6 protein-coding genes are annotated in these 8,474 nt (G+C 69.8%); 4 read left to right on the forward strand and 2 right to left on the reverse strand.

Annotated features, from left to right (window positions below):
- Window positions 1–71: 71 nt before the first annotated feature.
- Window positions 72–1,763 carry a glycoside hydrolase family 18 protein gene (locus tag H5T77_RS25005; RefSeq protein ID WP_292653320.1) on the reverse strand — a complete coding sequence of 564 codons (1,692 nt, stop codon included), beginning with the start codon at window positions 1,761–1,763 and terminating at the stop codon, window positions 72–74.
- Window positions 1,764–1,937: 174 nt separating this feature from the next.
- Between H5T77_RS25005 and ggt the strand changes: the two genes are divergently transcribed.
- A complete protein-coding gene (gene ggt, locus H5T77_RS25010; protein ID WP_292653321.1) occupies window positions 1,938–3,755 on the forward strand; it encodes a gamma-glutamyltransferase in 1,818 nt (605 codons plus the stop codon).
- Window positions 3,756–3,759: 4 nt separating this feature from the next.
- Here ggt and H5T77_RS25015 read toward each other — a convergent pair whose 3' ends face one another.
- The gene (locus tag H5T77_RS25015; RefSeq protein WP_292653322.1) at window positions 3,760–4,827 is read right to left on the reverse strand and encodes a trans-sulfuration enzyme family protein; all 1,068 of its coding nucleotides are present in this window, start codon (window positions 4,825–4,827) and stop codon (window positions 3,760–3,762) included.
- Between the two features lie 155 nt (window positions 4,828–4,982).
- On the opposite strand from H5T77_RS25015, the gene H5T77_RS25020 reads away from it, so the two are divergent.
- The 3 genes from H5T77_RS25020 to H5T77_RS25030 are packed head-to-tail and all read left to right on the forward strand — an operon-like array spanning window position 4,983 to window position 8,380.
- Window positions 4,983–5,720, forward strand: coding sequence for an alpha/beta fold hydrolase (locus H5T77_RS25020; RefSeq protein ID WP_292653323.1), 738 nt, complete (start codon window positions 4,983–4,985; stop codon window positions 5,718–5,720).
- 23 nt (window positions 5,721–5,743) lie between these two features.
- The gene (locus tag H5T77_RS25025; protein ID WP_292653324.1) at window positions 5,744–7,234 is read left to right on the forward strand and encodes a Mur ligase family protein; all 1,491 of its coding nucleotides are present in this window, start codon (window positions 5,744–5,746) and stop codon (window positions 7,232–7,234) included.
- An 18-nt stretch (window positions 7,235–7,252) separates the two neighbouring features.
- Window positions 7,253–8,380 (forward strand): D-alanine--D-alanine ligase family protein, encoded by a 1,128-nt coding sequence (locus H5T77_RS25030; RefSeq protein ID WP_292653325.1) that lies wholly within the window; start codon window positions 7,253–7,255, stop codon window positions 8,378–8,380.
- The last annotated feature ends 94 nt before the right edge of the window (window positions 8,381–8,474 follow it).

The following is an 8,474-nucleotide window of genomic DNA, read 5'->3' on the forward strand; positions in this document are numbered from 1 at the left end:
TCGGAGCCGCTAGGCGGAGGCGTGTCGAGACCAACACGGTAAGTGACCGTGTTGGTCTCGACACCGGCTCGCTAGCGCTCGCCGGGCTCGACCAGCGGAGCAGTCAGCGGGTCAGGCCGTGCCGAGGTCCTTCCACGGGCCCCACTCCTCGGTGCCAGGGGTGTTGCCCTGGGTCCACCACTTGGCCTCCCACAGGTGACCGCCGTAGGTGACGCGGTCACCGGCGACGTACACCGTGGTGGCCGACCATGGCGCTGCCCCGGCAGGCGGGTCGGTCGGCGGATCGGTCGGGTCCTCGGTGGCGGGTCGGTCGGCGGGTCGGTCGGGTCCGGCTCCTCGACCGGGCCGCCGGTGCCGTTGCGCATGGCGTCGGCGAAGGTGCCGATCAGCTCTCCCTGGCGGTCACCGGACAGCTCCCACCACATGCCTCCGCCGAGGCCCTTCGAGATGGCGTACGCCGCCTTCTGGGCGATCGTCCGGGTGTTGTCGTAGCTCCACCACTGGTTGCCGTCGTAGCGCCAGGCGGCACCGGTCGCGGCGTCGTAGTGGTCGGTGCCGCGGGACTTGAGCTTGTCGTAGTCCTCGTTGCCGGCCTCGTACGTCCCCGGTGCCGCGGCGGTCGCCGGACCCCACGGTGCGGAGGAGGTGGCTCCCTGCCATCCGCGGCCGTACGCCGCCATGCCCAGGCCGAGCTGGGCCGGTGAGACTCCGGCGTCGAGGTACTCCCGGACCGACTCGTCCACGCTGAACCGCTTGCCGTCGGGGCGCGGGTCGGCGGGGTCGGCGTAGAGGTTGCCCTGGTGACCGGTCAGCTTCGGGTCCCAGGCGCCCCACAGGTCATAGCCCTGGATGTTGCCGAAGTCGAGGGAGTCGAAGATCGCCGGGTCGTTCCAGCCGCCGGCCTCGATGTCCTGCGGGTTGGCCGGGAGGAACGCCGAGAGCTGATAGTCCTTGCCCGTGGTCGATCCCAGGGCGTCGAGCTGGGAGTGGAACTCGGCCAGGAGGGCCTTGAAGTTGGCGCGGTCGTTGACCGGGTCGACGTGGTTGCCGGCGTTGCCGTTGGGCGAGCCCGGCCACTCCCAGTCGATGTCGAAGCCGTCGAAGACGCCGGCGGCCGCTCCGGGGCCACCGCGGCCGTCGATCATCGGCAGGTTGCCCTTGATGTAGAGGTCGACGCACGAGGAGACGAACTTGCGTCGCGACTCCGGCGTGGCCGCCGCGAGGGAGAAGTTCTTCGACCAGGTCCAGCCGCCCAGCGAGAGCAGGACCTTCAGGTCGGGGTGCTTCGCCTTGAGCTGCTTGAGCTGGTTGAAGGAGCCGGCCAAGGGCTGGTCCCAGGTGTCGGCCTTGCCGGAGACGGATGCGTCGGCTGCGTACGACATCCCGTAGTCGGCGTAGGCGTCACCGGCCCCGTCGGAGCCGTTGGGCCCCTCGCCCTGGGCCTTGTTGGCCTCGAAGCAGGTCAGCGTCTGGTGGTGGATGTTGCCGAACGCGTAGTTGAGATGGGTGAGGTCGTCGGCGACGCCGGACGTCTCCAGCTGCTTGAGCTTGAAGGCACGGCCGTAGACGCCCCACTGCACGAAGTAGCCGACGTTGCGGTAGCCGTTGATCGCGGTCGGCTCCGCTGCGGCCGTCGTCAGCGATGCGCTGGACGGGGTGCTGGTGAGGGCGAGCGTGCCGGTGAGGGCGAGTGCTCCGGCGAGTGCGCCGATGAGAAGGCCGGCTGTCCGGCGGGCTCTTCGTGGGGGAAAGGCGACATGCATGGTGACACCTCCGAGGTGATGGCTGGCTCGGGCACAAGCGCCCGAAGCGCCATCTGATGGTGGCAGTGAGTTTGTTTGTAAGCAACCCTTACTAATTAAGGAATTCCAGAACCTAATTCGAGGCGGGCGGGGAAGTAGTACGTTCGACGAGCCGCCAATCTCTGGGAGATCGCCATGCTCGGACGCCGCTCTGCAGTTGCCGCCACCCTGACCGGAGGCGCGCTCGCACTGGCCACTCTGGTCCCGTACGGAGGGGCGGCCGCCGCTCCGGAGGACCGGCGCGTGCCGCCACCGAAGGTGCCCACCGCGGTGGGCTACGGCGGCGCGGTGGCGAGCGTCGACGCCGACGCGAGCCGGGTGGGGCTGGAGGTGCTGCGCAAGGGCGGCAACGCGACCGATGCCGCGGTCGCGACCGCGGCCGCGCTCGGAGTGACGGAGCCCTACTCGGCCGGCATCGGTGGAGGCGGCTTCTTCGTCCACTACTCGGCGCGCACCGGTGAGGTCGAGACCATCGACGGACGGGAGAAGGCGCCGGCCGCGATGCCTCGCGACGCGTTCATCGACCCCGAGACGGGGAAGGAGTATCCGTTCTTCCCCGACATGGTCACCAGCGGGGCCTCGGTCGGAGTGCCGGGCACCCCGCTGACCTGGGACAAGGCGCTGAGGAAGTGGGGCACGCGCTCGCTGGGGCAGTCGCTCGCTCCGGCCTCACGGCTGGCCCGGCGTGGCTTCGTCGTCGACGAGACCTTCCGTCAGCAGACCGTCGACAACGCAGAACGTTTCGCCGCTATCGATTCCACAGCGGAACTGTTCCTTCCCGGAGGATCCGCGCCCGAGGTGGGCAGCCGGTTCCGCAACCCCGACATCGCGAAGACCTACGACCTGCTCGCCCGCAAGGGCGTGAACGCCTTCTACCGCGGTCCGCTGGCGGAGGAGATCGCCGCGACGGTGACCGCACCGCCCAAGACCGCCGACACCGACCTGCCGGTCCCGGCCGGCTGGGTGACCACCGAGGATCTCGCCGCCTACACCGCGCCCGACCGCGAGCCGACCCACTCGACCTACCAGGGCCTGGACGTCTACGGGATGGCCCCGCCGTCCTCCGGCGGCACCTCGGTGGGAGAGGCGCTCAACATCCTGGAGCGATACGACCTCGCCGAGATGAACGACACCGAGGCCTACCACCACCTGCTCGAGGCGAGCGCGATCAGCTTCGCCGACCGGGGTGCCTACCTCGGCGACGCCGACCACGTCGAGGTGCCGGTCGAGGCGCTGCTCGACGACACCTTCGCCGCCGAGCGGGCGTGCACGCTCGACCCCGCGGCGGCGCAGCCGAAGCCGGTGGCTGCCGGCGATGCGTACGACTTCGACGGGGTCTGCGACGGCCCGACCGGCCCCGGCGTGACCGCCAAGGACACCGAGAACCTGGAGACGACCAACCTGACCGTGGTCGACCGATGGGGCAACGTCGTCGAGTACACCCTGACCATCGAGCAGACCGGCGGGTCCGGGATCACCGTGCCCGGGCGCGGTTTCATCCTCAACAACGAGCTGACCGACTTCTCGACGACCTACCGGGCCGACGACCCCAACCGGATCGAGCCCAACAAGCGCCCACGCAGCTCGATGGCGCCCACGATCGTCCTCTCCGAGGGCCGTCCGGTCCTGGCGGTCGGGTCGCCCGGCGGATCGACGATCATCACCACCGTGCTCCAGATCCTCGTCGAGCGGCTCGCACGTGACCGGACGCTTCCGGAGGCGATGGCCGCGCCGCGGGCCTCGCAGCGCAACACCGCGAGCACCAGCGCCGAGCCGGCGTTCATCGAGGCGTACGGCGGGCCGCTGACATCTCTGGGCCACCGCTTCGCCTCGACCGCCGAGCTCGGGGCGGCCACCGCGATCGAGATCGGCCCGGACGGGCTGCTGACGGCCGCCGCGGAGCCGTGGCGGCGTGGTGGCGGGTCCGCGCTGGTGGTGAGCCCGGTCGACTAGGCGCCTAGCGCTCGATGCGATCGAGAGCCTGGGCGAGGTCGTCCCACAGGTCGTCGACGTCCTCGATGCCGACCGACATCCGCACCAACCCGTCGGGCACGCTCGCGGACTCGGTCTTCCAGCGGCGCCGGCGCTCGAAGGTGGACTCGACACCGCCCAGGGACGTTGCGTGGACCCACAGCGAGGTGCCTTGGGTGAGGAAGTCGGCCTGCTCGGCGGTCGGGAGGACGGCTGCGAGCATGCCGCCGAACCCCGGGTAGCGGACCTCCGCGACGGCCGGGTGCGCGGCCAGCCGCTCGGCGAGCTCCGCCGCGTTGGCGGCGGAGCGCTCGACGCGCAGGTGAAGCGTACGAAGCCCGCGAAGCGCCAACCAGGCCTCGAACGGGCCGGGGATCGCGCCGAGAAGATCACGGCGGGCCTTGAGCACCTCCCACAGCGTGTCGTCGGAGACGACGACCGCCCCCATGACGACATCGGAGTGACCGGCGATGAACTTCGTGGCCGAGTGGATGACGATGTCCGCGCCGAGCGCGAGCGGCTGCTGGAGCAGGGGAGTGGCGAAGGTGTTGTCGACCACGACCCGCGCTCCGGCCTTGTGCGCGGCAGCGATGATCGCCGGCAGGTCGGCGAGTTGCATCCCCGGGTTGGTCGGCGTCTCGACCCACACCAGCGCGACCTCGCCGTCGAGCTTCTCGAGCAGCCTCACGACCGCGGCGGTGTCGGAGAAGTCCGCGAGGCGTGCGGTCAGCCGGCCGCGCCCCTCGAGGTCGGCCAGCTGGCCGATGGTCCCCAGGTAGCTCTGCTCGGTCGCCACGACGACGGAGTCGTTGACCAGGTCGAGCAGCGTCGCGATCGCCGCGAGCCCGGAGGCGAACGACAGCGCCCGCCCTCCCTCGAGCCGCCCGAGCGTCTCCTCGAAGGCCACCCAGGCATCGTTGGTGTAGCGCCCGTACTCCTTGTCCCCGCCGGCCACATAGGTCGAGGCCATCGTGATCGGTACGTTGAGCGGCTGGTCGGGCTCGTGGGCCGGCCGCCCGGCGTGGACGGCGATGGTGGCGGGCTTGTGATCCATGCGCCCGAGCCTATGTGGCCGCTCGGGGTAACACGTCGTTCGTAGGTCTATCCGGTCGTTATAAAAGGCGAGTAGTCCTACGAACGACGTGTTACACGCCGTCGGGCGGCCGCGCGGTTACGGCTCAGGGCATGGTCCCGGATAAGGTTGCGGCCGTGTTGACGACCCTGCTGGATGGACGTGCCTTCGGTGAGAAGCACGGCAAGGATGCTGCCACCGTCGTGGCCCTGCACGGCTGGGCGCGCAACCGCAGCGACTGGGGTACGACGCTCGAGGGCCTCGACGCGCTCGCGCTCGATCAGCCCGGATTCGGTGCGACCCCGGCTCCCGAGGAGGCGTGGGGAAGCAAGGAGTACGCCGAGTGGCTGGCCGAGATCCTCGAGGGGCTCGACCGCCCGGTGCTCGTCGGCCACAGCTTCGGCGGCCGGGTGGCCGTCCAGCTCGCCGCGACCCGCCCTGAACTCGTCCGCGGCGTCATCCTCACCGGGGTGCCGCTGTTCCGTCCGAAGACCGGCGGCAAGCCCAAGCTCGCCTACCGGGTCGGCCGCTGGCTCCACTCCAAGGGGCTGATCCCCGAGGCCAGGATGGAGGCGCTGCGGGAGAAGTACGGTTCGACCGACTACCGCAACGCCAAGGGCATCATCCGCGACATCTTCGTGAAGGTCGTCAACGAGTCCTACGGGGACCAGCTGGCGGCCATCCCGAACGACCTCCCGGTCCGTCTGATCTGGGGCGAGAACGACACCGCCGCTCCGGTCTGGATGCCCGGCGAGGCCATGGAGATCCTGGGGAAGAACGCGACCCTGGAGATCGTCCCCGGCTCGGCGCACCTGCTCGACGCGGGGCTGGTCAAGAGCCTTCGAGGCGCCATCGACGAACTTCGTACGAACTGAATCTGAGGGGCTGAAGAAGAAGCATGTGGATCGTCCTGGTCACCTCCGCGCTGACCCTGGTCTCGTACTACCGCTGGCTGCGAGTAGCCCAGCGTGAGCACTACGAGCCGACGCGACTGTTCGCGATCGAGTGGATCTGGATCAAGGCCCGTCCGGTCGAGGCGATCCTGCTCGGTGCGGTCGTCGTGGTCTGTCTGGCCTCGTTCGTGCTGCCCTACGGTGCGCTCGTCGGGGCGCTGCTGTTCGTCGGCTGGCCGGTCGGGATGAGTTTCGTGGGCGCCAAGCGCCTGGTCTGGACAGATCGGGTCAAGCGCCTGGCCGGGGTGCTCTTCGTGCTCCACGCGCTCGTCACCGTCCTGATCGCGCTGCTCGCCCCGGCCGCCGCCGGCCTGCTCCCGATCCTCGCGGTCCCGCTGGCCGAGGCGGCGCTGGCGATCATGTGGCCGACCGAGAAGGCGATGGCGAAGAAGTGGCAGGTGCAGGCCGCCGCCACCATCAAAAAGGTCAACCCGAAGATCGTCGCGATCACCGGCTCCTACGGCAAGACCTCGACGAAGAACTACGCCACCCACCTGATGCAGGGGCGGTGGTCGACGCTGGCCTCGCCGGCGAGCTTCAACAACGCGATGGGCCTCTCCCGTGCGGTCAACGACCGTCTCCAGCCCGGCACCGACATCTTCGTGGCAGAGATGGGCACCTACGGTCCGGGCGAGATCGCCGCGCTGACCGAGATCTTCCCGCCCGAGGTCGCCGCGATCACCACGATCGGCGAGGCCCACCTGGAGCGGATGAAGTCGCGCGAGACGATCGTGAAGGCCAAGTCGGAGATCCTTCCGAAGGCCGCCACCGTCGTGCTCAACATCGACGTACCCGAGCTCGCTCTCATCGCCGAGAACCTCCGCGCCAGCAAGCGCGTCATCGCCTGCTCCGCGGTGCCCGGCACCGCCGCCGAGGTCGTGGTGAGCGACGGCGCGCTCACGATCGACGACGAGACGTACGCCGTCGAGCTCCCCGACGAGGTCGGGCACCCGATCAACGTGGCCATCGCAGTCGGCCTCGCCCTCGCGGTCGAGGTCCCGATCGAGACGATCACCCAGCGGCTGGGGTCGATCCCCGGTACGCCCCACAGGGCCGAGGCGAACCAGACGCCGGGCGGCGTCTGGGTCGTCGACGACACCTTCAACTCCAACCCCACCGGTGCCGCCGCGGCGCTCGCGAAGGCGAAGCGGCTGGCGGGGGAGGCGGGCACGGTGTGGACCATCACTCCCGGTATGGTCGAGCTGGGCACGGAGCAGGCCGCGCGCAACGTCGAGTTCGCGCAGGCTGCCACTGCCTCCGACAATATGCGGCTGTGCATCGTCGGTCGCACCAACCGAAAAGCGCTGCGGGCGGGGGACCCGTCGCGAACCACTGCGTTCGACAGCCGCAAGGCGGCAGCGGATCATGCTCTGACCGCGGCCAAGGAGGGCGACGTGGTGCTTTACGAGAACGACCTCCCCGACCACTACGCGTAGGACCCAGGAGCTTTCACCATGAGCGTAACCAAGGCCACCATCGTCTTCGGCGGCCCGAGCGCCGAGCACGACATCAGCATCCTCACCGGCCTGCAGGCCGAGCGGGTCCTCTCCGGTGCGGGCGTCGAGGTGACGTGCCTCTACTGGGCCCGCTCGGACAAGTGGTTCGTGGTGCCCGCCAAGCAGGAGGCGCGCGACTTCCTCGGTGGCGAGCCGAAGGGCTCCAAGGCCGTTGAATTTCGCCTCGGCGCTGGCAATGACAAAGGGAAGGGCGACGGGTTCTACACCGTCGGCGGCTTCGGCGGTGGCAAGCGTCTGGAGACCGGACCGATCCTCTCCGCCTTCCACGGTGGTGCGGGCGAGGCCGGCGGCATCCAGTGGCTCTTCGAGCTCGCGGGGTTGAAGGCCACGGGCGCCACCCCGGCCTCCGCCGCGCTCGGCATGGACAAGCTCGCCTTCGGCGCGGTGATGCTCAACGCCGGCCTGCCGTCGCTGCAGCGTGAGCTGCTCTCGCGCTACGCCGCGCCGTCCTTCGAGGGCCCCTACATCGTCAAGCCGCGCTTCGGCGGCTCCTCGATCGGCATCGAGGTCGTCGACGACTACGAGACCGGCCTGGCGCTCCTCAACACCTCGCCGCACCTGCGTGCCGGCGCGGTCGTCGAGCCGTACCGCCCTGACCTCTTCGACCTCAACGCCTCGGTGCGCACCGCGCCCGAGGTCGCCGTCTCCGAGGTCGAGCGCCCGCTGCGCTCCGAGGAGGCGAAGATGTACGACTACTCCGCCAAGTACGTCCACACCGACGGGCTGTCCTCCTCGCCGCGCGAGTTCCCGGCCCAGGTCGAGGAGTCGATCACCAAGCAGATCAAGGAGCTCTCCGTACGCGTCGTGGAGCTCACCGGCCTGACCGGCATCCTCCGCATCGACTTCCTCTCCGACGGCAAGGGCGAGGTCTTCATCAACGAGGTCAACTCCATCCCCGGAGCCCTCTCGCTCTACCTGTGGCCCGACACCCCCGCCTCCGAGGTCCTCATCAGCGCCATCGCCGAGGCCGAGAAGCACGTCCCCCAGGTCACCAGGAACTTCGAAGAGGGCGTCGCCCTCAAGGCCGCCGGTGGCATCGCCGGCAAGCTCACCGGCCTCAGCTGAGCCCCGCCGCCGGTCGAGCCGCCGGAGCCGCTAGGCGGAGGCGTGTCGAGACCAACACGGTCCCCTCTTCGCGCGAGAGGGGACCGTGTTGGTC

This window comes from Nocardioides sp., assembly GCF_014360585.1.
GTDB lineage: Bacteria > Actinomycetota > Actinomycetes > Propionibacteriales > Nocardioidaceae > Nocardioides.